This window comes from Laspinema sp. D2d (assembly GCF_025370755.1).
GTDB lineage: Bacteria > Cyanobacteriota > Cyanobacteriia > Cyanobacteriales > Laspinemataceae > Laspinema.
On the sequence record NZ_JAMXFC010000042.1, the window covers coordinates 1 to 25,940 of the forward strand.

Genomic DNA, 25,940 nt, shown 5'->3' on the forward strand with positions numbered 1-25,940 from the left:
AGGATGGGGAGGATGGGGAGGATGGGGAGGATGGGGAGGATGGGGAGGATGGGGAGGATGGGGAGGATGGGGAGGATGGGGAGGATGGGGAGGATGGGGAGGATGGGGAGGATGGGGAGGATGGGGAGGATGGGGAGGATGGGGAGGATGGGGAGGATGGGGAGGATGGGGAGGAGTAAGAATTTTGTAGTAGCGAGTTCAGTCGTTTCTACCTCATCTCCCCCATCTCCCCCATCTCCCTCATCTCCCTCATCTACCCCATCTCCCCCATCTCCCCCATCCAATCGGGAGCGTTTTTCAAGCCTCTTCCACGAAGGGCATATCATATAGGGGAGTGCAGATGCCGTCTTGTTTTCTGCCAGTGAGTAGATAGACGAGCATTTCCCCCTTTCCTTTGATGGGGATAGGGCCTCGGCACTCAAAACAGTAGCTAGACTGTAAAAGAGCGTAGGTCGTACTAGAGACCTGAATGCGTCCAGAAACCCCGTGAGATTCCATGCGAGAGGCAATATTGACCGTATCTCCCCAGAGATCGTAGATAAACTTGTGAGTTCCGATCACCCCAGCGATCGCCGGTCCAGAATGAATGCCAATGCGCATGGCAAAAGATTCGTGACATTTCCGATTAAAATTCAGGATTTCTGTTTGCATATCGAGGGCCATTTCTGCGATCGCAGAAGCATGATTGCGGCGCTGCACCGGCAGACCCCCCACTACCATATACGCATCTCCAATTGTCTTAATTTTCTCTAGCCCGTGTTTTTCTGCGAGTCGGTCAAATATCGTAAAAATTTCATTGAGTAATTGCACCAATTCCGTCGGAGAAACCCGGGCCGCTAACTTCGTAAAGCCTACAATATCGGCAAATAAGACCGTCACTTCCGGAAAACTTTCCGCAATAGTTTGGGTATCTTCCTTGAGACGTTCCGCGATCGCCTTGGGCAAAACGTTCAGCAATAGGCGCTCAGACTTCGCTTGTTCCACCTCCAATTGCTTAAAGGCTTGCTGCAACTGGGCCGCTTGTTCTGCACGGGCTAAGGCTAAAGCTTCAATTTCCGCAGTCCGAGAGACGGAAGTCAGCAGATAAGTAACTGGAATATGTGTCCACAGAAAGCCAATAATCAGTACCGCCCAAGAACGCCAGTGCCTTCGGGATGCCTGATAGTCATCCGTCGGCCAGATATAGAATGCCCAAATCCGTCCATTCACTTTAATTTCTCGCCGGATCGCACGTTCGTTCCCGGTGGCGAGCATCACCGCCCGCACGCGATTGCGCTGATTTTCCAGGGGTTTGAGAGGGCATTCCGATGGCACATCCAGGGCAAAAGGTTCTGTGGCACTATTAGACGTGACCAGTTCCGTGGATTCCACTAAAGTGAGTAAGGGATAGGGTTGACGGGAATCCGGGGGAGTCCCTGTTCCTGGGGTTTCATCGCACAGATACAAGTTAAACTGGTTACCTCTCGCTCCCGCCAGTTGAAACAGATTATCCACTTCCACCCACCCCACGACAAACCCCAGCAAGGGTTTCACCGTTTCGGAACTGGGCGGGGGGTCATCTTCAAAGGTAAAGCGAGGGGAGAGACCCTGCTCATAGACGGGGTGAACCGCTAAAAATCCCCGTCGCGATCGCGAACCGACTTGCCACTCAAGGCGCTCACTCACCACCAATTTCCCCATCTGTGCCGCTCGGTTCAGGGCCACTTGGTAGGTGGGATTGGCGGTGAGATCAAAGCCAGAGATATTGGGATTTTCCTGGAGGGGGGCAATATAGGAAATGGGAAAGTATTCAGCAACGCGATCGCGCTGGACAAAACGACCGGGCGCGATCGGTTGGGTAATCGTAAAATTCCTGTCCTCTTCAATCGCCATTCGCTCCTCGTAACCCTCGCGATCGCCATCCTGCACCCGCTCAACCCAAGCGATGAAAGACACGGTAGAAGGGTTTGATAGGGGACGTTCCACAAACTGCTCAAAAGAATTCAGATTCACAGTCTGGGAGGATTGAAAGAAGTCCGTAATCGTGCGAATGACTTCCAAATCAGCGTCGATTTGCTGCTGCAATCGACCCGTTAGACCGTCAATGCTGCGATTTAATTCATAGTCTCGTCGCCGATTTTCCCACTCCCATACCACCGTGAATCCGATTACAGAAAGTCCAACCCCCATTCCAAAGATGATGGCAGCAGGCAGATAGCGACTCCAGGGTATTTTCGGCTTTGTTGGCATAGTTGCCTCTTGATGTTTGGCATCGATGTCTAATTCTCGACGCCCGAAAGCATCGATCTGATGAATCGTTATGAATCGTTTTACTGGGGAATGAGCATCCCCTCTCGTTCACCTGAAAATGTCCTGTTTTCTGTAAATGCTTTAGGGGTTGGTCTGTCCATCCCCTTCTTGATTGCATTGCACCTTATCCCCCACTCTGAGCCGCGATCGCCGTCGGGATCGCGGTTGAAAGTTAAGGGAAGGATTGAGCCTATCCCTCATCCGGCGATCGCCTCCGTGGAATTGCCTTCATTCAAAACAATCAGTAGTAACAGTTTGGCTCCCAGGTTGATGCTTCCCCAATTTGACGGTCTCTGGGTGCCAGTCCCGGCGCTGTTGTTAACGGATCTGGCTCCCTGGCTTACCCCTACATTCTGATGATCCAAACGGTTCCCTGACTCGGCAAGTAAGCGGGCAATTTCACAGCACTTTATACCGTAACATATTCTTTTAAATAGGCTATTCCCCCCCTTGGGAACCCTTGGACGAAGACCCAAATCCACAATTTTTAAACCGAATAGGCTAATTCTTTCGCTTGTCCATTCCCCGCCGTCCTTCTCCATCCTTTCCCACTCAACTCGACTTCAGCTTAAACCGAAGTTTTAAGAATCAACTCTCATTTGCAGCCCAGCCCTGAATAAAAAACCCAGGTTCTAGGTTAATATGCCTCAGTCTCAATTCTAAATCGACAGATTTTATGTGAGTTCATAGAAAAATTGGGTTGGTCTTTTCTCCCGTTTTCCCAATTTTATAGATTATATAACGGGAATAGGCTTGAGAAGAAAAGCGCCGAGGTAGCCCGCATTTCCTACTCTTCAAGGACGAAATACTCACCCCCATTCCATTGCACCCACCGCCAAGCTTTCCCTGGAGGTTCCTCATACCAAATCCGGTGGCTAAAAGGCGATTTTCTCTTGCCGTGCAGGAGAGGCTCTGTCCCTGTAGCCCCAGTCTTTCCTTACGAAACGCTACACGAACAGCCTGCGGGTTCTTAGAGACCTTTGAAAACCGGATTCCGGCTCACCCCGGTTTCGATTTAGGCCCAAAAATCCCGCTACGGTACCGAAAAGGACTGAGGATTGGGTTCATCAATACATCCCCCTTCTTCTGTAGGGGTAGGGACGAAATTAGGCAGGACCTGCGGCAGTAACAACTTCTCTGAAATCCAGCCAATATTACTGGGTCGGACCCCGACCCGGGGTGGAGTTGCCGGTGCGGGGGTATCCTCACCGGCGGGTTCAGAGGCTCCTGGAGCCGGAGAAACAGGAGCCGGTGTAGTCCCGGGGGATTCCACAGGGTCTGGGGTTGAGCAAACTTGGAGCTGAACCCAAGCATCGGTGTTGTTTGCCCCGGGTAGTTTGCCCATCACCAACAGAACACTACCACCGGGGATAAACCCTAGTTCATTTCCAGGAATGGCCTCCCCTTGCTGCCTCAACAAGACCAACTCTCCCTCCTTGGAAGCTGGCTCGGTGAAAGAACTCCTCAATTGCAGGTACTGGCCCGGTTCAATGGTGGCCCGTTCTGTGATATCCGGAATCGGGAGAGGGTCGGTCTCGGGTTCCGTGGGGTTGGGGTTTTCGGGTCCCGAAACGGGTAAATTGGCAATCCAATCCTGTAATCCCGGCTGGGTTAGAAGTACCCCTGCTCCTACTCCCAGACCTGCCAACAACAGGATTCCCAATAAAATCGGCAAGCTGGAACGTCGTGGGGGTTCAGGAGGTATCAACCTTGTGGGGACATCCTCGGGTTTGAGAGTCTCGGGATCTTTCTTGGGGAAACCTGTGGGTTGAGAGTCTTCTAGGGGGTCGGCTGGGGGGACGGATTGGAGTTGAGCCACCAACAGGCGGGAGTCGAGTGCGGCAGATCTTATGGGTTCTACTTTGCAGTAAACCAGCCCGACGGTGACGTTATCGTGACCGTTATGAAAATTACCAATATCGATTAACTTGGTGACCGATCGCAACACGGGGAATTCCCCGGATAAAATCGGGAGGATTTCTGTTTCCCAGTATTGTTCCACCCGGTCATTGTCGCTCAACCCATCGGAACAGAGCAAGAAGGCGCTATCTTCATCGAGGATAAAACGTTGGACGGTCGGATGTAGGACCGAAGATGCACCCATGCCTAATGCTTGAATTAAAGACCCGGCTGCTCCTTGTTGTAAGGCATCCCGATAAAGGGAGTAACCCAAACGGACCTCCCGAGAGGCGACATCATCATCGAGGGTGACTTGTCGGCATCCGGTGGAGGTAATCCAATAGGCGCGACTATCTCCAATATGATTGATATAAATTTCATGGCGATGGGTCAAGGCCATGACCAAGGTGGTTCCCATGCGCTGGCGAGCTTGCCGCTGTTCTTCGTCATTGCGACTGGCAATGCGATCGTTGGCAATCCCCACGGCCCGTTCGATCTGATCAATGATGAGGTTGGGATGGCTTTGGGTATTTTCTGAGACGAGGGATTCCAAGTGTTGTTGTAGGGTTTCGATCGCCAAATTAGAGGCGACATTTCCGCCTTCATGTCCCCCAATCCCATCACAGACGATCGCTAATCCGCTGGTATCTGAGGTGGCAGAACTCGTCCCACTAGGGGGATAGCAGGCATCTTCATTTCGGCGACGAGTTGGCCCGCGATCGGTCCCTGTGGCAATGTAATAAGTCCGTTTGTAAAGCTCCCCACACAGACTTAAACCCCGGTCTAATAACTCGATCAATTGTGATGGGGTTTGCACTTCGCGGGTCCTGAGCATCTGGCTGAGTTGCTCCAGATAAGGGGCGATCGCCGGATGAGCCGTCTTAACCCAACTCAACCACAACTGACCCAGTTCAGATAAATCCGGCGTTGTCGGATCCCGAGGCAATTCCAACAGGCGCAGCAAGGATCCTTCCACCCGGAGCAATTCTGGAGTCAGCAGACTCCCGGCTACCCCTTCCTTTTTAAACGGATACCAGAGTTGAGCCATTTGCCACAACCAATTGAGCTGGCGCATCGGCGAGGCATCCGCCCAGCAGTCCGTTAGTAAGGGCATTAGTTGGGCATGGACCACTTCGGAAGGTTGACCTTTCCGGGCCGCCACCGTTATCCCTTCTGGATAAATTGCCGTTTCCTCTAGTAACCAAATATCTTGATTCGGATCCTTCCCTTTCGACGGCAACCGACCATAAACCTGGGGAACGTGCAATCGCAGCGGAAACAGTTTGAGATAGGGGATAATCGCCCCAGGAATCTCAACGGGCATCTCTGGCAAGACCCCGGGTTTGGTATCGACCAGTATCTTGTCCTCTTTAACCCAATAGCGATCGGCTAAGATATCCCCGGTTTGATAGCTAGGATAACCCGTTCCACCCACTGCCCATAAGTAGCGTTTCGGCACGGGAGTGCCGCATTTTTGACAAAATTTTTGGGTCTCCGGGTTGGGAGACTGACAAGTAAAGTTGGGACAGTAGATTATGGCCGATGGTTTGTTCATGGGGATTCCTCGCGCCTGGAAGCTGTTTTTAGTCAGCCGAATGTCGGCAATATTATCTCCTTACTATGGGCGCAGCATTTGGGGATTATATTGATGACTCGATCCATGATAGTTGTATCCTATGTAGGTCACCCCTGGTTTAAGCTAGATCGCTCAACATAAGTGCCAATGTACGATTTTAGCTTTTTTCTGACCGTTTAGGGCTGTTCTAACTCGCCTTTGAGTCAGGAGACTGTCTAAGGCTGATCCGGATTGGCTTTGGTTGTACTTTGGCTATAAAAAAACCCCTTTGTCAACCCCTCAATCCGGAATTCTCTGGTATCCATCCGGGGAGAGTCTACCTGACTCTCGCGGTGATGCTGGATTAAACGGGGGCTTTACAGCCCTTTACAATTGATGTTGTATTGATTTTAACTACCCTGGCATACTAGCTATGATGCTCAAGTCAACGACCCGTCACATTCGGATTTTTACGGCAGAGGTGCAAGATAACGAATTTGCTCCGAGTCCAGACTTATTAACCCTTGATGTGGATCCGGACAATGAGTTTAACTGGTCGGAACCGACGTTACAGAAGGTTTATCGCAAGTTTGATGAATTGGTTGATTCTTACAGCGGGGAAGATTTAACGGAGTACAATTTACGCCGCATTGGTTCGGATCTGGAGTATTATTTGCGATCGCTCCTTCAAGAGGGAGAACTCTCTTATAACCTCAATAGCCGGGTTCAAAACTACAGCATGGGTTTACCCCAAATGGTCTACGAGGACCAGTAATCTCCCATCTGGTTATTCTCGGGTTTAACAGGGAGGCCCACACTCGGTTATTCGGGTCACCCTCCCTAGAGAGTCGGGGCAGTTCATCAACTGCCCCGCCTACTGAGTCGGATTCCCACTTAAAGTTCCGGTGAAATCCGGCTCCCGGTTTATGGGCAAGCCCCCAGGCGCTTGGGGTTTATTCGTGTGGCGGTGCGCTAATCCTCCCCATCTCCCCCATCCTCCCCATCTCCCCCATCCTCCCCATCCTCCCCATCTCCCCCATCCTCCCCATCTCCCCCATCATTCTTGGGGCGGTGTGCTAATCCTCGCCTGAACCTCTTGCAGGTCAATTTGAAAATGGTGAGCGATCGCCTCCATCACCTGCTGTTCTGGATCGGTGATCACCCCATCGATTTGAGCAATTCGGTAACATTGGGCTAACAGCGGATAGGCAAAGTCGCGATCCAGCAGATTCAGCAGTTCCGGCAAGGGGGCCGGATGCTCAATCTCAGCCTCGATCGCCTTCAGGGACTCGGTGGTAAAGTTTAATTGCTTTAATTCCGGCAAAATCTCCGCCCAAGATGTATCTGGACGAGAGGCCAAAATCTGATGAATCAAAATCCGGTCCATCACATCTTTTTGGGCGATCGCCCGTTCCAAATACTCCTTATTCTCTTCTTCTAAGGCGTGAGTCGCCGCCTCTTCGGTCAGGGGATTGGTCTTCGCTTCATAGAAACGACAAGCTGCATATCCCAATCCATACAACATCACTGCATTAGAACTCGCCCCGATCGCCATCCCCGCCACGGGTAGGTTCCGCAACACCCCTAATCCGCCTTTCAATGCGGCTGAACCCCCCAGGGACAACCCAAAAATGGCTAACACTTCCCCGCGACGCGCCGGATCTTTTAAATCCATGTTATAGGCACCGGCAATCTGATACACCATTTCGGCCTGTAATGCCGTCGTTGCGACCACATCCACCCCTAACAGGGCGAGGGCCAGTCCCGGCACAATACTACTGACCAATCCAATCCCCCCGGCATAGATGGATTTTTCTACCATGATGCGATGGGCAATCTCATTGGGGCTTTCATGGGGATACTCTTGCTGCAATTTGCGCACTTGGGATTGCGCTTTCTCGATATCCACTTGTCCGACTAAATTGAGCAGCCATTGGGCTTTAAAGACTTCAGCGAATTTTTTAACAACCGGGTTCTCGCCAATAAAGGAGAGGGCTTTTCCCGTTTCTAGGGCGGTGCGATCGAACAACTTCATCGATTCTTTGGTCGCAGTGTCGGCAGTCTTAGCGGCATTTTGAGTGACGGATTTTCCAGCTTCCGAGGCCCACTGGCTGGCTTGTCCAGCGGCTTCTACGGCGTTTGCGCTTAAAGAAGCCACATCAAAAGCCACTCCCCCAGTGTCTCCCTGAGCGATCGCCCCTACGAATTCGATGGTTTCTGCGACTTTATCCACCGCCACTTTACTGACTTCTAAAGCAGTTTTATTAATATTTTCTTGGACATCTCCGACAACTGTACCCACTTGTTGGCAGGCTGAATTTTTGGATTTGACGCCTTGTCCTTGTTCCTTGAGTTCAGTTTTCAGCGGATTAGGTTCGGTTTTCATGTTTTATCTCCAGTTTTTATGACAATTTTTGAGGTTTTTTTTTATGTTTTACCTGTTCTGATTTTAGGAAAAAATCCGGAATCTCCCCCGGAGTAAAGTCTGAATCGCTTCCGGGTCCTGCTCTTCTGGGAACATTCGGATTAAAACCGATTTAGACCTATTGAATCTATCCTAAAGGGGTAACTACAAATCAGGTGAGCGATCGCCTGGATCGCTCACCTTTTTGTTTGGATTGGAAATTTAGACAATTCCCACCAAGGTAGTCGGTTGTGCTGGTTCTGGGGTCTTCAAGCCTATCCGTTCTTGGTACAAACGAGCCAAGCGCTGCTCTGCCTTAGCCAGGTCCCGTTCTATACTACTAAAAATCATAGTGGATACAGGGTCTGTAAACTGGACTTGCAACTGGAAGCAGTCGATCACCCCGGTTTGAATGTCCCCCAAGGCTTGACGCAAAATCGTCATTTCATCTCCCGGGGGTAAAATGTTCCTTAAAGAAGCGAAGGCTCCCGCCGCCATAGCCGGTAAAAAGAGTTGTTCTCCCAGAGTGCGCAGGCGGCTTTCCAACAGTTCGAGATGACTGACTTTTTCTTCCCCAATCTCCAAGAGTACCGCTCGCGTTGCGCTATCGGTGGTCATTTCTGCATAATGTTTAAAAGCTTCTTGGCTATAGCGTTCTCCCGCCATTGCCTTGAGCAAGCCATTGACAATTTCTTGACGGGTTGATCCCCCCCAAGCCTCCGCAAGCTGCCACCATTCTGCTGAATTATCGTTGCGATCGGGCAGGGATTGGTCCGGAATGCTTAAATTCAGCCTAGAGAGAATGGCGCTGGTGAAAATGGGTAAATCTCCCGGTTGCCGAGAGCAAATCAGATTACCATCGGTGGTTACTGCTTCATCAATATAGGTGGCACCGGCATTTTCCATATCTTTGCGGATGGAGATAAAGCCGGTGGCACGAAGTCCCCGCAGTAAGTCAGCTTCGATTAAGACTTGGGGTCCGTGGCAGACAGCAGCGATTAATTTGCCCAAGGCAGCGGCTTCTTGAACGAAGGCGATCGTGTTGGGGTTCGTTCGCATTTTATCTGGCGCACCACCCCCCGGAATGATCACTGCATCGAACCGTTGAGCGCGGGCTTCGGTGGTGGTCCCATCGGGTTGGATGGAAACTTTCCCTTGTTTACCCTGATAGGTTTGATTCATCCGGGACCCGAGTACAGAGACGTTTGCCCCTGCTTGTTGGAATGCTGTATAAGGAACTTTAAATTCCGAATCTTCAAATCCTTCTTCGATGAGGATAGCAATGTTGGGTGTAGATTGTGAGTTGTTGGTAGACATACTAAAGTTAGGCTAGGATGGATTGAATTGGCAATGTAAATCAAAAAGTGAGATAAACGCACTTTTTGGTTTTATCTTTATTGTTTATTATCTGGGTAAAATATACTTAAGGGATTAAATATATTTTACCCCATTCGGTTGTTAAAAGTCGGGTTTCTGGATCAGCCCGTATAGGCGGGCTTTGTCCCTGTAGTCTCACCCTGGCGGGTGTAGGGTTTTTCTCCCTTGGGGGAAAAGTGTGAGCGCACAAGCAGACCGATCGCCAAGAGGCCGAAATCTCACAGGAGATAAAGACTAGAGTTTTTATTCAGTATCAGTCCGGCTCTTGGCGATTTGTGAGTTTAATACAGGTACATATTCCCGTTAGGCTCAATCCTCATGTTGCTGATGTCCGAGTCTAAATTTTTCGCTTCATCGAGATAAATCCGAATCTCTCCCGGTGCTATAATTTCGGGTCGGGCCTGAATCAGTCCGCCATCGGGTCGCTCAAAGGTGACGGTTAAGGGAATTTGCAGGTCCATCAGCATTGCTTCCTCACCTCCAACTAGGGTGCGATCGCGAGTCTCCCCGATCGCCTCGTAGGTAATTGAGGTATTCGTGCGATTGATGATTTCCACCGCTACCGGCGCATTTCCGGGCAGCACATAAGCTACGGGCATTTGCACGCTCTGGGGTAGGGGCATGGGTTGTGCCTGAGCCTGTAATTCGTTCGGTTCACTCGGAGTATCCTGAGCAATACTGGCGATCGGAAAGGCTACTGCGCCTAGCACAAGGCTACTTAACATTGCTCCTAACAATCCGGGATTTTGGCGATTGAATAAGGGGGTAAACTTCATAAAAAACCTCCACAATTGATGGATTAAAAAGTCCAGTCTTTAAAAAGGGTGCGATCGCTGGGAAATTTGAGTGTAGAGTTCCTGATAGATCACCCTAGATTAATCTTGATTTGATGGGGCGCAATCTCTCTACTGCCCTACCCTATAGAATAAATCTGCTAAAAAAACAACCGGGTTTCTCCACTTTTTTTGTTGCTTAACCCGCACCAACTCAGTTCAGAAACCCGGTTTTCTTCCCTAATACTGCAACGATGTCCAAGAGGGAGAGAGCAGGTCAGGCCATTTGATCAGCGATCGCAATAGCTTAACGCCCCTTTGACCTGCTCAAGAGCGGCTCATTAACCCGCTAACATACTGCGAAGCATCCAGGCATTTTTCTCATGAATTTGCATCCGTTTGGTCAGCAAATCTAAGGTAGGTTGATCATTTGCTTTTTCTAAAAGAGCCAGCATTTCTCGGGAAGTGCGGACCACGGTTTCTTGACCTTGGACTAACAAGCGAATCATGTCTTCCGCCTCGGGAATGCCCTCATTTTCTTCAATGGAAGTTAGGCTGGAAAACTTGCCATAAGTAGCAGGAGCAGGAAACCCCAAAGCCCGAATCCGCTCGGCAATTTCATCAACCGCTAAAGCTAATTCTTGGTACTGCTCCTCAAACATGAGATGCAGGGTGCTAAATAGGGGTCCCGTAACGTTCCAGTGAAAATTATGAGTTTTTAGATAAAGGGTATAGCTATCTGCCAACACACGGGATAATCCTTGAGCAATTTGTTCTCGGGTGCTTTCATCAATCCCGATATTGACGCTGATCGGATTTTGACTTTGGGCAGACATTCCAAGAGTAGCTGTCATTCTGATTCCTCTAATGATTAAACTGATTTACTGGGGTTTTGAAAAGTTCAGAGTATAAAAGGGGGGAAACGAGTGTTCCCCGATCGCAACTTAAATGATGCCGGGACCTTTTCCACGGCGATCGCCTTCCATCGTCAGCTTACCGTCCTCGTCATTGTGATGAACTTCATCATATTCACGAGAGCGTTCCGCTTTCAGGGCTTCTTCTTTTTCGCGCAAGTCACCGGGCTCATTCACATACATTTCTGGTTCGATCGCGTAGTTATTAACCAAACCTTCTTGGTCTACGGTAAAGCCATCGCGGGTATGATCCGGATTTTCGTGGGGTTCATCGGCGCTAGAGGGAGCTTTCATAAACTTGTCACCCTCACGCTCTTTGCGCGCTGCCACTTCTGCCGGAACGATTCCTCGGTCATAATGTACCGGCCCTTCTACGGGTTCGGTGGCTTTCTTGTTAACGGTTTCTTTGTTATCCATTTTTTGTTTATCCATGAGTATTTCCTCGTTCTTTTATTGAGTCTCTTTCAGCTTATCCGGTGAACCCCGCTGAATTAAACTATCTAGGGGAGTAAGTTTGCTCCTACTCCTCTTGATAGAGAGATTAAGAAAATCCTCTCCCTGTATCCCTTGAGAAGATTGCCGTTACCAAACACCTCTTTAATATTTCAGGAGTCAGGGTTAAAACTGGGATTCGGCTGTTCCTCCCTTATGGCGTTTTAACTGGGATTTGGGTGTTCCTCCCCTACGGCGATCGCATTTTTCGTGGGAACGATGCGCGAGCCATATCGATTGGCATAAACCTGGGTAAACTCCGCCCCAAAAAATAAAATTTGGGCTGAGAAGTTAACCCACAGTAATAAAACTACTAAAGAACCGGCTGCACCGTAGGTCGAACCAATCGAACTATTCCCTAAATACAAGCCTATTAAAGTTTTACCCACCACAAACAGTAAGGCGGTCACGATCGCCCCTAGCCAGACATCAGTCCAGGCAATTTTGACATCGGGCAAGACTTTATAAATCATGGCAAACAAGACCGTAATCACCCCAAAGGAGAGAAAGAAATCTAACACTTGCCACAGCCCCATCAGCATATCCGGGACCAGATGGCTAAAAAAGTTTCCAACGGCAGCTAAGGCGGCACTCAAAACCAGGGAGACTAACAATAAAAACCCAATGGTTAGAATCATGGCAAAGGATAAAAAGCGGTCTTGAATAATTCCTTTGATCCCTCGTCCGGGTTTGGGTTTCACATTCCAAATGGTATTGAGAGAACCCTGGAGTTCATTAAAAAGTCCCGTTGCCCCAAACAGAAGGAGACCGACACTAATCAGGGTCGCCCAAGTGCCTGCCTCAGTTTGCCTGGTATTCTCAATCATGGTTTCGATGACTTCTGCCCCTTCGGTGCCGATCGTCCCTTGCAGTTGTCGGACAATTTCACCTTGGGCGGCGTCTTGACCAAAGATCACTCCGGCCACGGAAATCGCAATAATTAAGATCGGCGCTAAAGAGAAAATAGTATAATAGGCTAAGGCCGCAGCCAATCGCCCTGCATTATCGTTTTGCCATTCGGAAAACGCCAGTTTTAACAGTCTAAACAGTTGCTTAATTTTTACCATTTTTCTTCAGGGTTGGGGTTAAAAAATTTTTCAAGATAGTTGTAATTTAAAGGAGTTTTCGTCGGAAAACCCGGGTTCAAAATGTGAGGTCATTGTCGGGTAAATGGGTCCCGATCGGGCAAGGTTGAGTCAAGGTGGGATAGGGTTTTATTAAAATAGGGCTTAGATAGCTCGATCGCTAACTAAACCCTTTTAATCAATCCAGACGATTTACCGATTTACCGAGGTGGGGGAGTTGGGTTTGAGAGTCCGCAATTCCGCCCCTGGCGATCGCTTAACTGTCCGTTTTCTCCCTTCCGGAACCGAGAAAAATTTACGAATTTTAGGGTCTGACACTCGCTCTTAAACGCTTCTGGACTGTTCCAGACAATTAGCACGCTTCGTTAGCTTTGGCCTAGAAAGGGGAGAGTCAAGGCTTGGTATAAATCCAGTACCCTCTGATCCAAAATCCGGTTTTCAAAAGTCGGTTATCTTTCTGACGCTGCATCGGCAGGTTTTGTCAGTATCGCCCCACCCTTGAAAGTGTGGGTTTTGATAGACCTTTGAAAACCAGATTTTGTATGACGTCAAAGGCATCAGCGATCGCCCTGCCCACCGTGAGGCAGTTGAACCGCTATATTCCAAAGATTAAAACTGTTCAGTTGTTGACTGATGAATATCTCTACCTTACTAGACCTCTGGGGAGTTATACCTCTATCCGAAGGTAGATCGATTGGGGAACTGCCGGTTCTCAAAGAGCCTGTGCGATCGCCAAAAAACTCCCCCTTCCTCAGTCTCAACTCCCTCCCTATCAACCCCTCAACCGTCCCATTTATCCCACTAATCCAGAGCGCAACGCCAAGACTGCGGCTTGGGTCCGGTCATTCGCACAGAGCTTGTTTAATATATTCCGAACGTGAGTTTTCACAGTACCCACTGTGATGTACAGCTTTTCGGAAATTTCGGCGTTATTGTATCCTTGGACAATCAGTTCTAAAACTTCGAGTTCTCGTTCCGTTAGAGGATAGGCTTCGATAATCTGGCTATATTCCGGTTCCGGAGCCTTAATCGTTACCGTTTCTTTCTTCTGAGAGCCTAAGCTGGGTTGGGTATTCGTCGTGCGGGCCTGTTTGAGAACAATTCCGGCGATCGCCGGATCAATCCAGGAGTTACCTTCATAGGTGAGGCGAACCACCCCCAGCAATTCCTCAAAGCTAATATCTTTCATGCAGTAAGAATCTGCACCGGCAGCAAATGCCGCCAAAACCGCATCTTCATTATCCTGAAAGGTCAAGATCAAGATTTTGGTTTTCGGATTCTGTCCTTGGGCCGCTTGTGCTTGTTGCAGTCGCTGGGTCACTTCAATTCCATCAATATCCGGTAACCCAATGTCAACAATCCCAATATCGGGTTTTGTATCCATCAGCAATTTCAATCCAGATGTGCCGTTGGCGGCATCGCCCACCACCACGATTCCATCAGATTGTTGCAAAGCGGTTCGGATTCCTATCCGAGTCAGGTCATGGTCTTCAACTAAAGCAACACGAATTTCACTCATCTATTAAAAAGGGTCTGAACCCCGTCGTTTACAGCGAGAAGTTAGAGAATAGAGCGTTTTTTCAGGGATCTGATCCCGGGAACCCTCCGAAACCCATTGATGCCACTTCACCTACCGCGACTCCAATAGCCGCTAAACTCGGCCATTACTACAGTTATAGATCCCCGAGACCCGAAACCCGGTTTTTGAATTGTTTTTGGGCCTTTTCAGGTGACCGATTTTCTAAAAAACTGGGTTTCTAACCAATCCTGTACCGGCATCCGAGGGGCTATTCTTCAAGTCTGTACTGAGTAACGGGGTGATTGGCTTTTTTCAGCATCTAAGTCTGGATGATGACCAGAAGCCCCTTCCCGGGGGCAGGGGTGCTGACTTTTGATACAACTTTCCATCAGGGAAAACAAAAGTTTAACCATCTTGGCCTACGTTTGTGATCACCAAGAGGGCCAAAATCAATCCGATGCCCGTAAAAAGGAGGTCTCTCAAATCAGTTTATCAAACTGCTTCCCACTCTGGGGACCTTTTCCCTCCCCGGTCATTTTCCCATCCTGATTCTTGCAAAAATTCTGCGTCTGCCTAAGCTATGGGTCTGTCCATCCCGATCAGCCCCGGGGGAAGCCTACATGGGGTTTCCAAATTATTGCTGTTACACGCCCGTAGCCTCCCTAAATTGAAAGGTAAAAGGGAGTGATCCCTGAGTGTTCATCCCTAGGGTTCCTTTACCGGGATCAGGGGATACCTCGGTGACATTTTGACTGGATGAATTCGTTTCCCAGAGCGAATTCCACCTATTGATAGAGGTGGGTAATCCCTGATCCAGATACATTTATATTATCTAACACTACAGTTATTGAGTCCTTTTTGGTGTTAAGTATCGCCATTGAATTATTTAAACCTCAATGGAGAAAGGATTCCAGAATTAACGCAACGGAGGTCTCTAACATTTGATGATTTTATCAACTTTCTTAAAGATGCTGGATAATTGGACCCTTGAACTATTCCGAGTAACGGCTCAATGCCTATCCCCGGGGCAGCCCCTCGAACCGATCGCGATTAGGGAGGGAGTGTTGGTTTCCACAGACCCCGGTGCTATCCCTCGGTAGAAAGATGCCTATTTTTGAGCCGGTGGCGATCATCAGGGGGTTCAATGTCATCCGCCTAGGGTGTAAGCATCTCCCCGGGCGATCGCCACCGCACTTTTTCCCTTTCCTCGGACTCGGATTCCCCGGTTCCCTCAGTAGCAGTGGCGGCAGAACTTCCCTCGGTCTGAGCGGGTCTTGCCCCCTGTTCCCGATGCCTCTTCCCCTAGAGTGCAGCGGGTCAATGGCATCAAAAATCCGTCTGGGATTAGGTTTCTATCAATTATAACATTTTTATTAAGATTTTATCAAATCGGCCTACAGGACAGGTCAAACCTTTAAACTACCTGATACGGTAGGAATAATTTGAAGCCAATTTCGGTCCAATATTCCCCTCTTCTTGCCCAGGTTTACTCTGGACGAAAGACCTTTTATTTAAAGTGCGATAACTTCCCTGATTTTTATTCTGAAAAACCCCGAAAAGCAATAGCCTAATTACGATGAAGCTTTTACAAAAACGCTCCAACAGACCCACAAATTACTACCCAATTTTATGACTATCGGGATGGAGTCAACCCAGATGAATAACCCTACCAATCCTCAATTTAATAATCGAAGACCTCGCCACTATCTAACGCCTTTCACCTCACTGCAGCAACCCTCGGTAAACGATTTACCCACTCGGGAAGCAGATCCAGCGATTGGCCTGGGGGGACAAATTCTGTGGAAAGCAGATGCGATCGGGACCGTGACTGAATTAAACCCAATCTGGCAAACCTATACAGGGATAGACTCTGAGGTTTCCTTGGCTGGGGAGTTTTTACAAGCCATCCACCCGGAAGATCGACCCATTTGGCACCTTGGATTATCCCCCCAAGAAACTCCGACTGAGCGGACTCAAAAACGCTTAGGGGTTTCGGTTTGTGAAATGGAACTGCGCTTGTTAGGACGCGATGGCATCTATCGATGGATGCTGGTTCAAGCCCTTCCCCTCGTGGATCAACAAGGGGAAGTGGTGGGATGGCAGGGAACTTTTACAGATATCGATCGCCTAAAACAAACCCAACTCCAACTCCAACAAAAACAGGAATTTTTAGAAAATCTGATTGCTTCTTGCTCCGAGGCGATTATTGCTGGAGATACCACAGGAACGATCCAAATTTTTAATCAGGCGGCCCAAGAATTATATGGAGTAATAGAACAGAAACCCCCGCAAAACCCCTCAGAATTTGCTCCAACTGATGAGCAACTCTCTGGGACACCGAACCCCTCCCGTTCAGAGGGTGGGGTTTCTCTGGGTCATTCCCCCAGCAACCCAGGGGCTGGAGACCCCCGGCCCACTTCCCCAGGAACGTTACCTTTATGGGAAGCGTTCCAAACGGAAACCCCCTCAGAAAAAGAATTAGTGGTCACCCCTAAAACGGGAAAACCCCGGATCATGCTGGCGAATAGTAATCCAATTTTTAACCCGGGAGGCATCAAAGTCGGGGCGGTGACCCTAATGCGGGATATTACGAAACGGAAACAGCGTGAACAAGCTTGTTTTACCCTTTACGCAGAAACCCAGGAAGAAGTTCGGCTGCTCAATGCTCAACTGACCGAGAGCGATCGCCGAGGGTCCCTGAGTCACCCCCATGATCCCCAGATCACGGCCCTGGAATCCTTTGAGGAGTCTCAGGCTCAAAGACTGCCGAGAATAGAACATGAGGAGGAGTTCGCCAAACTCTTCCATACCCTAGATTTAATTAGTCCGTATCATATCGCGGGTCTTCTTTGGGACCAGTCCGGGGAATTGCAAGGGGTGATGAATTGTCATCGCCTCCTGGCTGATGCCTTGTGGGAACGCTTAGAAAGTTTGCTCCTGAAAGCCTTACCGGATCAGACGAGACGATCGCCTTCCTCGAACGAGGTGCTGTGGTCCATTGCTTTACCAGAAAGGGAAGGCGGTGAAGTCCCAGTCACGGAGTTAGGGTCTCTACTGGTATTTCCGGTGATCGGGAAGCGCGATGCTCAGAAGGGGGGACTACTATTTGTAGTCCCGGAAGGGCGATCGGCTTTGAATAGCTATGAGCTAGGTTTGCTAGAAGGAATCCTTCAGCAAGCCTCAGACACCCTGGCAACTCTGGACCAGCTGTCTCCAGACTGCGGGGACGACTCAACAGCCGGTCCGGGAAATACCCCCAGCGATCGCCTTGATCCCTCATATCAGAAGCCAACTGTAGAGCTGGTAACGGGAGCCAGACAGAGCGATCGCCATAGCCTCGGCAACCGCGATCGCCGTTCCGCTGCCTCCGCATCTGAGCACCCCAGTGGGAAGAAATCCAGCGATCGCCGGGAGTCTGTTTCTTCCGGCTTATCCCGCCCTTTCAAAACAACTCAGGGTTCACAACCCCAAAACCAGATGGAAAAATTTCCCCTTCTGGATGGGAGTGAACCCCTCACGTTGAACCACAACAGCAGACGAACCCCAGACGAGTGTTCAGAACGTCTTTCACCGTATTTTGGAGCTTCCGTCTCACCCCACCACTCCCCCGACCCCGAGGATAACCCAGTCCCGGAGAATCCCCGGGTCCAGAAAAACTCTCAACGTCGCGATCGCGATCGGCTTCACGATAGCATTCACTATCGCACAGAGATGGAACGGGGTAGTTCCAAAGGACAACAGTCAGAACCTACCATCAGCGAGGGATCCGGTGATCCCCAAGGGTCTCACCACACCCCTGGGGATGAAGGGGTTCTCATTTATGATGCCGAGGGGATTCTCACCACCTGCAATCCCAGTGCAGAACGAATTTTAGGCTTAAGCGTTCGGGAGTTAATCGGACGCTCGTATCAAGATGCAGGTTACTCCAGCATCTTCCTCGACGGTTCACCCGTGGAAGGCGAAATCCATCCTGTGGCGATGACCTTTGCCACCGGAGAAGCGCAATGGAATACCATTGTGGGGATTTGCAAACCCGACCATACCCTCACCTGGGTATCCCTCAACCTTCAGCCCTTATTTGATACGGATTTTGACCAAGAAGAGCGCTATCCCTGTACCGTAATTGTCTACCTCCAGGAAATTGACAATTTTACAGAAGCTCCAGACTATCCGAGGGAACTCAACGACCCCACCTATCAGTTCATCCTTGAACAGTCCCAGGATTTAATCGCTCGCCATAGTCCCGAAGGACTCTATCTGTATGCCTCTAGCGCCTGTCGTTCCCTGTTGGGATATGAACCGGAGGAACTGGTAGGACAAAGTATTTATGGCTTTGTTCATCCCGAGGATGTGATGACCGTCAACCGCATCTTTGAGCGCTTAACCGGAGATTCACCCAGCGATCGCGTGACCTATCGTCATCGGCGCAAAAATGGGGTCTATATTTGGTTGGAAACGACCCTGGGATCGGCCCATTACCCCAGGTTAGGAAGGGAATCCGAAGCGATTGCCGTTTCCCGGGATATTACCCCGCGCAAGGAGAAGGAAGAAAAAGTTACCCAGATCAATCATGACCTAGAGCGCTTAGTCCGCAAGCAAAGTCTTGAACTGGAAAACGCACGACAACTCAAAGATGAATTGCTCCTGCGCGAACAGTTGGCCCGCAAAGTGGCGGAGGCAGCTAAGACCCTCCTGAGTACGGAACGCCAGCGCATTGCCGAATCCCGCTCCTTTCTAGCGGAAGCAACGACCCTACTTACCGCCTCCCTGGATTACCACACCACCCTAGAGAATTTGGCGCGATTGCTGGTGCCTCGGTTTGCCGATTGGTGCGCCATTAATGTCATGGAAACGGACACTCGACCCCTGGGCTCATCAAAAGGAGACTATAAATGTGTGACGGTCGCTTGTTTCGACCCCTCGAAACAAGCGACGGTTTGGGCCTTGCAAAATCGTTACCCCGTTGAGGGGGATGGTCGGTACAGCTATTTGCAACGAATCAGCGAAATGCGGCGATCGCAGTCGCGCTCAGACTGGGGAGAACGGCAGAATGGAGCGGAGTTTTGTTTTGGTATTTCTGATGATGAACTGGCCGCAGTGGCTGAGGATCCCGAACATCTGGAACTGTTGCGATCGCTCGATTGTCAGGCGTATCTCTGGTTACCCATCTGGTTCGGCGATCGAACCTTTGGCTCCATTCTCCTCGTGCGCGGCAATCAACCGAGTTCTCGCCGTCTGCGTTTAGAAGAAGAACCGACCTATAGTCCCAGCGATTTGTCTCTGGTAGAAGATTTGGTACGGCGGGGTGCTATGACCCTGGAAAAGGCCCTCCTCTACCGGGAAGCTCGGGAAACCGGAGAAAACCTCCGGAAGACGGTTTGCATTTTAGGGGAACGCCAACGGCAGTTGCGGACCCTCCAACAGTTGGCAAATTTACTCAACCAGCGGATTGCGGATTTACCCCGGTTATTACAACTGATGGTAGAAGCGGTTTGCGAGGCCATTCCCAAGGCCCAGTTTTGCCTGATCGTCCTTCACGATCGCCAACTGAACCGCCTGGAATTAATGGCAACTGCGGGCGCAGGTACCCAAAATTTACCCATCGGAATTCCCTTGAAAACTAAGGATTCTTTACTGTCTCAAGTGTTTGAGACGGGGCACTCTCTTTTACGATGCCATTCTCTCGATGGACTGACTTCGGATTCGGAGACCCAAATTCTTCCCGGAGAGTTACCCGCTTGTGTGTATGCGGTGCCCATTGAATCGGCACGAGCAGGGCGCTTGGGGGTACTTGCGGTGGGCAATTGGGAAGATTTGGCCGCCTTTGAGGTAGAGGACCTGCGTCAAATGGTCACGGCGGTGGGCGAACAAGCGGCGATCGCGATTAACAATGCTCGCTCTATCGAAATTTTAGAGGAGCGCGATCAACTGTTACAAGCTCAAAATCATACCTTGGCTTGTCAAAATCAGGAACTAGAGGCCAAACGTCAGCAGATTGAACGGCAGAACTGCCAATTGCGGGAGGCATCTCGCCTCAAATCGGAGTTTTTAGCTACCATGTCTCACGAACTGCGGACTCCGATGAATTCAATTTTGGGCTTTTCTCAAGTCCTATTGCGTGGACGCCGCCATCCCTTGCCGCCGCAGCAAAAACAAATGGTGGAACGAATCCTGGATAATGGCAAGCACTTACTCGCTTTAATTGATGATATCCTCGACTTGTCTAAAATTGAAGCGGGTCATTCTGAACTGAAGCTAGAAGAGTTTGAAGTCGATTTATTAGTGAGTGCAACTTGTGAGGAATTGCGAATTTTTGCCCAACGGAAGAATTTAACCTTGCAGTTTAATTCCACGTTGGAAAATCCCCGGGTTGTGGGCGATCGCTTACGGTTGCGCCAGGTGGTTACCAATTTGATTTCCAATGCCATTAAATTTACCAACTCCGGCGGGGTGGAAGTGTGCCTCTCCAGTCCCTCCCCTGATGCGGTGGAAATCGGAGTCAAAGATACCGGCATCGGCATCCCTCCCGAACAGCTTAATCATATTTTTGAAGCCTTCCGCCAAGGCGATCAAACCACCACTCGCGAATATTCTGGCACGGGCTTAGGGTTAGCCCTCTGTGACTCTTTAGTTCGCCTCATGAAGGGAACGATTTCGGTAGAAAGTCAGCTCAATGAAGGTTCGACTTTCTTGCTTCAAATCCCTTGCGCTATCTCAAACTTTGATTAGGGCGATCCATTCCTTACAATCTCTGGAGATATCGCTAAGATAAAACATGAAAGAAAGACCATTGAAGAGGGGAGGATAATTTTGCTTAAGACTGATCAGTTTTAAGCAAGCTTCTCCTCTAGCAAACCCCTAAAAAAAGTATATACTTTAAGCTGATCAAACTCATGATTTAATCGGTCTATAAAACCCCACAGGCTTTATTCTGCGGGGTTTTGACAGGACCTATCCCACCCGGATTCCATATAACAATTCTATTAAGAAAAACCAACAAACTAAAGGACGCACCGCAGTGCGTCCCTACAAAGTTTATGGGGTTAGGGTCGAGCATTCCCAATTATAAGCTGGGGGTTACACCCGTTTCAGCTTGGGTGGGGATGGAGCCAACTACCGTATAGCCCATTCCGCCTGCAATTTCTCGTAGAATCGAAATTTGCTCCTCGAATTCTGCCTGTTCTATCTCAGCGAGAATGCGATCGGTTTCTGGGGTAGATTCATAATCGGAAGGCATATCTACAATGCGATCGCCCATGCCTACGGCCCAGGCATACCAGACGACTAATTGATTATTAGCAGATAAAGCCCCATAAGCATGGGAATAAACGGTATCTTTCCGCTCTACAATATCCCTCATAATCTGAAGTTGCTCATCGTCAGAGAGGTCATAGTAGTCATCCATCAGCATGGGTGCAATATTGGGTTCTGCTGCCCCGGGTGCTGCGGGAGTAATGGAATCTCCCATTTTTTCGTAAATCCAGTACAGCACAGCCAATTTATCATCGGTACTCAATGTTTCAAAATCATTAACGATGTTTTGAGTATCTTGGGAACGAATTTGGCTTTTTCCTGTCAAATTAGCAGTCATAAAGAAGTTTTCTTTTTTCTATCAAGTTGGACTAAACTCAGTGTTACAAATCTTTAGGTTAACTGTCAATCTGTCTCTTGATGAACTTCAGTTTTATTAATTTATTATTTTTATATCTTTAGACAGAGGTTTACTGGGTTTCATTGAAAAGAAAACTGTGTTTTAAAGCTGAAAAATTATTTCATCTATCTACAGAAATAACCCACAGCTATAATTTTTCCCTAAATTATTTCATTGGATAGAAAAACCCGTAGCGATCGCTAGGGTTTCATTGCCGACATTGTTGCTCCCTGATCCCCAGAGATTCCAAAACCCCAACGTTGCCCCTTTACCGGCTTATTGCTTTAGCCGGAGAAAATTCTGAGGGGTTCTCGGGGTGGGGTCCCCATCAAAAAAACAGGAGATAATCGGCGATCGCTGTGCCCCTGGAAATTTAGACCCCGCTGGGTGCAACTCTGAGATTTCTAATAAGACGTAGAACTATAAGTAGCAACAGTTTACCCCCCTCTTATCCCACTACGAACCGCTTAAAATCCAAGACAACCACTAGAAATATCGGGTAGGCAACACCATACCCTAAGCAAAATCCGATAAAATCCGTCTAAAGAGCGAGACCATCAAAAGCGTTAGGGTGAGAGAATTTTCTTACCACCCAAACTGCTTCTGTGAGCCAAGTCCAATTTTTATAAATAAATGAGCGATCCCTCCTTGCTTCAAAGCCCCAAAACAGACCGCATCCTAGTTGTCGATGACTCTCCCGATAATGTCTTGCTTGTCAAGACAATTTTGGAAGAAGAGGGATATGACATCACTCAGGCAGAAAGTGGCTATGCCGCTTTAGCACAAATTCATGAATCACCCCCCGACTTGGTATTGCTGGATATTATGATGCCGGGAATGGATGGCTATGAAGTCACCCGGCGGATTCGCGATAACAAAAAATTGCCCTTTATTCCCATTTTGCTGATCACTGCTCACGATCAACCCAGTGTAGTGGAAGGATTAGATCTCGGGGCCGATGATTTTATCCGCAAACCTGTGGAACTCGATGAACTCTTAGCGCGGGTCCGGAGTTTGTTGCGCCTCAAGCATAGTGTAGATGAGCGGGATGAAATTGCCCGTCAGCGCGAGGATTTCGTATCTAGGCTGACCCATGATTTGCGGACTCCGTTAGTGGCGGCGGATCGAATGTTGAATCTACTTAAACAAGAAGCCCTCGGACCGATCACCCCTCAGATGGAAGAAGTCTTCACCACAATGGTGCGCAGTAACCAAAATCTGTTGAAAATGGTGAATACGTTGCTGGAGGTGTATCGCTACGAAGCCGATCGCAAAAACCTGAATTTCTCGTTGGTGGATATGCCGCAATTGATTCAGGAAATTATTGATGAACTGATGCCGATCGCCCAGGAAAAAGAAACCGAAATCAAGATCAAGTATGGGACGGCGGTCAATGGATCCGGTAAAACTTCGGGGTTCGTCCGAGGCGATCGCCTAGAACTGCGTCGTCTCATGACTAATTTAGTGGGGAATGCGATTAAGTTTACGGACAATGGCATGATCGAGATTCGCATCACGGAAGATGAGACTCGTAAAAATTCCGGGGGTCCCAACTGGATTGCGATCGCGGTGGTCGATAATGGTGCTGGGATTAGTGAGGCGGATCAAACGCGCTTGTTTGAAAGATTTCTGCCCGGTAAGCATAAGCGATCGGGAAGCGGTTTGGGTCTGCACCTGTGTAAACGAATTACCGAAGCCCATAATGGAACGATTGATGTCAAGTCAGTCTTAGGCAAAGGGAGCGTCTTTAGTGTACGCTTACCAGCTTGGAAAAATTGACCCCATTCAGGGGTGATGGTTGCTTAAACCTTCTTAAGCTTAGGGTGTCAATTTCAGGGCAAATTTCAGGGCAAATTCAAGGGTGATCATTACAGGTATCTAACATCTGTGATCCAGAGAAGATTCAAGAATCAGAAAGAGGGGAAAGGTGGCGATCGGTCTTAACGGCTATTTGGAGTAGGAAAGGGAGAAATCTCCGGGCATGAACCCCGGGAATCCGGTTGGAATGGGGTATGGAAAATACCCGGGGTGGATAAAAGCTGCTATAACGGTGGCAGATGTATTTTGACTCCACCTGAACGATACCACTATGGAAACTTTTGCCTATCTTCAATTATCCCTCGTCTATGATGCCCCTCCCGCTCCCTTAGAGCCTCTGGTTCCCGGGTTGAGAAAATTTTTTGCAGGATTCCAGGGGAAAAAATTCTCTAATGCTGGGTTGATTCGCTGGTTCTCTGTGGCGGTGACTGTGGCACTCCTGAGCATGGCAACCCAGGTTTTGGCCTACCAACGAGGGGATGAGAGTGAAGCGGTGCGATCGCTCCAAGTCCGCTTACAACAGTTAGGCTATCTGAATACGGAGCCAACAGGGTTTTATGGTGAGCTAACTGAGCAAGCGGTGAACAGTTTTCAGCGTGATAATAGCCTGCCGGTGACGGGGAGAGTTGATCCTGAGACGTTAACGGCGATCGAGCGACTATTACGACCCGCTCCCAGTTTTGGTCAAGTGACCCAGGTCGGAACGACCAATCAAGTGCTCGGTTTTGGAGACTCGGGTTTACAGGTGAGCGCCCTCCAGGACGAGCTACGACAGTTAGGGTATTTGAATCGTAGCGCTACAGGTCAGTTTGATTTTGAGACCCAACAAGCGGTTTTACGCTTCCAACAGGCATTTGCTCTCCAGCAGACAGGTCAGGTGGGACCGACGACTCGTGGGGTCTTAGACCGACAATTAGGGTTGATTTCGGCGGCTCCATCCTGGCAACCTGTAACCCCGATCGCGACGGGAAATTTGAAGCTCGGCGATCGCGGTATTGCGGTGAAATCTCTTCAAGAACGGTTAATTACCGCAGGCTATGCGATCGGGACTGCCGATGGTACTTTCGGCCCCCGCACGGAAGAAGCCCTCAAACAGTTTCAATTAAGTTTTGGGTTACCTCCCACTGGGGTTGCTAGTACAGACACTCGTCAAGCGTTGGATCGCAAGTTTTATATAGTAGTAGTTCCTAAACGCAGTAATTTTTCCCTCAGCGCAGTCCGGGAAATTTTTCCCGATGCATTTGAGGCTGAGAACCGATTGGGGAATTACATTCATGCTGGTTCCTATCTGCGCCGGGAGGTGGCTGAAACCCGCGCTAAAATTTTAAAACAACGCGGACTCATCGATACTCGCGTAGCTTATTTCTAGTTATTAGTCAGAGGGGGTAGAACGGTTGAGTTCTGCCCCTAAACGGGTAGCAAGGCGCGCTGGCAGGTGGGACAAACCGCATGGATGGTCAGTTGACAATCGAGCAAATGGTATCCTTCTTTGGTGGTGGTTTTAATCCCAACTTTTAAGATGGAGTCGCTTTTAAATTCAATGGTTTTGTTACATCTCACACAAATTAAATGGTGATGATGATGGGGATAGGGTTGATTGATTTCGTAATGTTTATGTCCTTCTGCTAACTCTAATTCACGTAAAATTCCCATCCTCGCCATTAATTTGACCGTACGATAGATGGTAGATAAACTGATTCCCTCTCCTTCCTCTTGTAACAGTTCGTAGAGGTCTTCAGCACTCAGATGTTCACCTTTCGGAAGGTTTTGAAACACTTGTAAAATCGTTTCTCGTTGCGGGGTTAAGCGCCAACCCCGTTCGTTTAATTCAGCTTTAAGCGAGGACGCTGTGTAGAAAGACATAGCAATCTTCTTCTCTTCTCAAGAAACCCTCTTTATTGAGAAGGATACACAATAAATTGAGAATTTGCAACAAAGCTGGCTTATTGACAATTATTAGCACCTACTCACTTAGGCTCTCTCGAATCGCTCAAGGCTATAAGGGCTAACCCTTCTGGTATTATTGAAGTAAATAGGGGCAATGAGGAATCCTGGTTAATCACTCAGGTGGATTGGGGTGACACCGGGTATAAAATCCCCACTCTGAGGGCAGTCTACGAATTTTTAGCGGTCAGAGTTTTAAGTTTTGTAACAATTTTTAAAC

18 protein-coding genes and 1 pseudogene are annotated in these 25,940 nt (G+C 49.1%); 5 read left to right on the plus strand and 14 right to left on the minus strand.

Annotated features, from left to right (window positions below):
• The 4 genes and pseudogenes from NG796_RS22300 to NG796_RS22315 form a co-directional block, all read right to left on the minus strand.
• A pseudogene (locus tag NG796_RS22300) lies at positions 1-284 on the minus strand (hypothetical protein); the annotation flags it as partial.
• A 13-nt stretch (positions 285-297) separates the two neighbouring features.
• Complete coding sequence (locus NG796_RS22305) at positions 298-2,229, minus strand: adenylate/guanylate cyclase domain-containing protein (protein WP_261209345.1); 1,932 nt, start codon at positions 2,227-2,229, stop codon at positions 298-300.
• 257 nt (positions 2,230-2,486) lie between these two features.
• Positions 2,487-2,654 carry a hypothetical protein gene (locus NG796_RS22310; protein ID WP_261209346.1) on the minus strand — a complete coding sequence of 56 codons (168 nt, stop codon included), beginning with the start codon at positions 2,652-2,654 and terminating at the stop codon, positions 2,487-2,489.
• Between the two features lie 668 nt (positions 2,655-3,322).
• On the minus strand, positions 3,323-5,743 hold the full coding sequence (locus tag NG796_RS22315; RefSeq protein WP_261209347.1) for a protein phosphatase 2C domain-containing protein: 2,421 nt from the start codon (positions 5,741-5,743) through the stop codon (positions 3,323-3,325).
• A 433-nt stretch (positions 5,744-6,176) separates the two neighbouring features.
• On the opposite strand from NG796_RS22315, the gene NG796_RS22320 reads away from it, so the two are divergent.
• Positions 6,177-6,518, plus strand: a complete 342-nt coding sequence (locus tag NG796_RS22320; protein WP_254566148.1) for an NAD(P)H-quinone oxidoreductase subunit M — start codon at positions 6,177-6,179, stop codon at positions 6,516-6,518.
• Positions 6,519-6,800: 282 nt separating this feature from the next.
• Here NG796_RS22320 and NG796_RS22325 read toward each other — a convergent pair whose 3' ends face one another.
• From NG796_RS22325 to NG796_RS22360, 8 genes are all read right to left on the minus strand, one after another.
• Positions 6,801-8,129: a hypothetical protein gene (locus NG796_RS22325; RefSeq protein WP_261209348.1), complete on the minus strand. Its 1,329-nt coding sequence runs from the start codon at positions 8,127-8,129 to the stop codon at positions 6,801-6,803.
• A gap of 240 nt (positions 8,130-8,369) precedes the next feature.
• Positions 8,370-9,464, minus strand: a complete 1,095-nt coding sequence (locus tag NG796_RS22330; protein ID WP_261209349.1) for a DJ-1/PfpI/YhbO family deglycase/protease — start codon at positions 9,462-9,464, stop codon at positions 8,370-8,372.
• 341 nt (positions 9,465-9,805) lie between these two features.
• A complete protein-coding gene (locus NG796_RS22335; RefSeq protein ID WP_261209350.1) occupies positions 9,806-10,300 on the minus strand; it encodes a hypothetical protein in 495 nt (164 codons plus the stop codon).
• Positions 10,301-10,638: 338 nt separating this feature from the next.
• Positions 10,639-11,151 carry a Dps family protein gene (locus NG796_RS22340; RefSeq protein WP_317619343.1) on the minus strand — a complete coding sequence of 171 codons (513 nt, stop codon included), beginning with the start codon at positions 11,149-11,151 and terminating at the stop codon, positions 10,639-10,641.
• Positions 11,152-11,241: 90 nt separating this feature from the next.
• On the minus strand, positions 11,242-11,643 hold the full coding sequence (locus NG796_RS22345) for a hypothetical protein (RefSeq protein WP_261209351.1): 402 nt from the start codon (positions 11,641-11,643) through the stop codon (positions 11,242-11,244).
• A 224-nt stretch (positions 11,644-11,867) separates the two neighbouring features.
• On the minus strand, positions 11,868-12,770 hold the full coding sequence (locus NG796_RS22350; RefSeq protein WP_261209352.1) for a YihY/virulence factor BrkB family protein: 903 nt from the start codon (positions 12,768-12,770) through the stop codon (positions 11,868-11,870).
• Between the two features lie 210 nt (positions 12,771-12,980).
• Positions 12,981-13,106 carry a hypothetical protein gene (locus NG796_RS22355; RefSeq protein ID WP_261209353.1) on the minus strand — a complete coding sequence of 42 codons (126 nt, stop codon included), beginning with the start codon at positions 13,104-13,106 and terminating at the stop codon, positions 12,981-12,983.
• 475 nt (positions 13,107-13,581) lie between these two features.
• Positions 13,582-14,307, minus strand: coding sequence for a response regulator transcription factor (locus NG796_RS22360; protein WP_261209354.1), 726 nt, complete (start codon positions 14,305-14,307; stop codon positions 13,582-13,584).
• 1,104 nt (positions 14,308-15,411) lie between these two features.
• Between NG796_RS22360 and NG796_RS22365 the strand changes: the two genes are divergently transcribed.
• Positions 15,412-15,672, plus strand: a complete 261-nt coding sequence (locus NG796_RS22365; protein ID WP_261209355.1) for a hypothetical protein — start codon at positions 15,412-15,414, stop codon at positions 15,670-15,672.
• A gap of 291 nt (positions 15,673-15,963) precedes the next feature.
• Positions 15,964-21,036, plus strand: coding sequence for a PAS domain S-box protein (locus NG796_RS22370; RefSeq protein ID WP_261209356.1), 5,073 nt, complete (start codon positions 15,964-15,966; stop codon positions 21,034-21,036).
• Between the two features lie 334 nt (positions 21,037-21,370).
• Here the strand turns inward: NG796_RS22370 and NG796_RS22375 are convergent, their stop codons facing one another.
• Entirely contained in the window at positions 21,371-21,898 is a 528-nt protein-coding gene (locus NG796_RS22375; protein WP_261209357.1) for an orange carotenoid protein N-terminal domain-containing protein, read from the minus strand.
• A 693-nt stretch (positions 21,899-22,591) separates the two neighbouring features.
• Here NG796_RS22375 and NG796_RS22380 point away from each other — a divergent pair.
• Together NG796_RS22380 and NG796_RS22385 are read left to right on the plus strand one after the other, a co-directional pair.
• The gene (locus NG796_RS22380; protein ID WP_261209358.1) at positions 22,592-23,737 is read left to right on the plus strand and encodes a hybrid sensor histidine kinase/response regulator; all 1,146 of its coding nucleotides are present in this window, start codon (positions 22,592-22,594) and stop codon (positions 23,735-23,737) included.
• 310 nt (positions 23,738-24,047) lie between these two features.
• Complete coding sequence (locus tag NG796_RS22385) at positions 24,048-25,145, plus strand: peptidoglycan-binding domain-containing protein (protein ID WP_261209359.1); 1,098 nt, start codon at positions 24,048-24,050, stop codon at positions 25,143-25,145.
• Between the two features lie 38 nt (positions 25,146-25,183).
• Here NG796_RS22385 and NG796_RS22390 read toward each other — a convergent pair whose 3' ends face one another.
• Positions 25,184-25,639, minus strand: coding sequence for a Fur family transcriptional regulator (locus NG796_RS22390; RefSeq protein ID WP_261209360.1), 456 nt, complete (start codon positions 25,637-25,639; stop codon positions 25,184-25,186).
• Positions 25,640-25,940: the final 301 nt, after the last annotated feature.

What these genes read in the sequence shown, in the direction of transcription:
- NG796_RS22305 (WP_261209345.1), bottom strand. Translation starts at nt 2,229, where the DNA reads ATGCCAACAAAGCCGAAAATACCCTGGAGTCGCTATCTGCCTGCTGCC.
- NG796_RS22315 (WP_261209347.1), bottom strand. Translation starts at nt 5,743, where the DNA reads ATGAACAAACCATCGGCCATAATCTACTGTCCCAACTTTACTTGTCAG.
- NG796_RS22320 (WP_254566148.1), top strand. Translation starts at nt 6,177, where the DNA reads ATGATGCTCAAGTCAACGACCCGTCACATTCGGATTTTTACGGCAGAG.
- NG796_RS22325 (WP_261209348.1), bottom strand. Translation starts at nt 8,129, where the DNA reads ATGAAAACCGAACCTAATCCGCTGAAAACTGAACTCAAGGAACAAGGA.
- NG796_RS22330 (WP_261209349.1), bottom strand. Translation starts at nt 9,464, where the DNA reads ATGTCTACCAACAACTCACAATCTACACCCAACATTGCTATCCTCATC.
- NG796_RS22335 (WP_261209350.1), bottom strand. Translation starts at nt 10,300, where the DNA reads ATGAAGTTTACCCCCTTATTCAATCGCCAAAATCCCGGATTGTTAGGA.
- NG796_RS22340 (WP_317619343.1), bottom strand. Translation starts at nt 11,151, where the DNA reads ATGACAGCTACTCTTGGAATGTCTGCCCAAAGTCAAAATCCGATCAGC.
- NG796_RS22345 (WP_261209351.1), bottom strand. Translation starts at nt 11,643, where the DNA reads ATGGATAAACAAAAAATGGATAACAAAGAAACCGTTAACAAGAAAGCC.
- NG796_RS22350 (WP_261209352.1), bottom strand. Translation starts at nt 12,770, where the DNA reads ATGGTAAAAATTAAGCAACTGTTTAGACTGTTAAAACTGGCGTTTTCC.
- NG796_RS22360 (WP_261209354.1), bottom strand. Translation starts at nt 14,307, where the DNA reads ATGAGTGAAATTCGTGTTGCTTTAGTTGAAGACCATGACCTGACTCGG.
- NG796_RS22365 (WP_261209355.1), top strand. Translation starts at nt 15,412, where the DNA reads ATGCCTATTTTTGAGCCGGTGGCGATCATCAGGGGGTTCAATGTCATC.
- NG796_RS22370 (WP_261209356.1), top strand. Translation starts at nt 15,964, where the DNA reads ATGAATAACCCTACCAATCCTCAATTTAATAATCGAAGACCTCGCCAC.
- NG796_RS22375 (WP_261209357.1), bottom strand. Translation starts at nt 21,898, where the DNA reads ATGACTGCTAATTTGACAGGAAAAAGCCAAATTCGTTCCCAAGATACT.
- NG796_RS22380 (WP_261209358.1), top strand. Translation starts at nt 22,592, where the DNA reads ATGAGCGATCCCTCCTTGCTTCAAAGCCCCAAAACAGACCGCATCCTA.
- NG796_RS22385 (WP_261209359.1), top strand. Translation starts at nt 24,048, where the DNA reads ATGGAAACTTTTGCCTATCTTCAATTATCCCTCGTCTATGATGCCCCT.
- NG796_RS22390 (WP_261209360.1), bottom strand. Translation starts at nt 25,639, where the DNA reads ATGTCTTTCTACACAGCGTCCTCGCTTAAAGCTGAATTAAACGAACGG.